The organism is Micrococcus sp. GbtcB5 (assembly GCF_019091605.1).
In the GTDB taxonomy this organism is placed as follows: Bacteria; Actinomycetota; Actinomycetes; order Actinomycetales; family Micrococcaceae; genus Micrococcus; species Micrococcus luteus.
The window spans coordinates 1-244 of sequence record NZ_JAGXJK010000355.1; the positions used below are offsets into that span (position 1 = coordinate 1).

Genomic DNA, 244 nt, shown 5'->3' on the forward strand with positions numbered 1-244 from the left:
GCGGGCCACCACGCTGGCCTCCGGCCGCACGGGCGTGCGCCCCGTGGGGGTCGAGACCTTCGTGGCCATGCTCAACGCGGGCATCACCCCCGCCGTGCGCGTGTTCGGCTCCCTGGGCTGCTCCGGTGACCTCGCCCCCCTCTCCCACGTGGCCCTGGCGCTGATGGGCGAGGGCGTCGTCGTCGGGACCGACGGCGCGCTGCGTCCGGCCGGCGAGGCGCTCGCCGGGGCCGGGACCGGGCCG

1 protein-coding gene is annotated in these 244 nt (G+C 79.1%); it reads left to right on the top strand.

What is annotated here, in order from left to right:
- Nucleotides 1–244: aromatic amino acid lyase (locus tag KVS67_RS12675; protein WP_217565518.1), on the top strand; the 244-nt coding region annotated here is incomplete at both ends.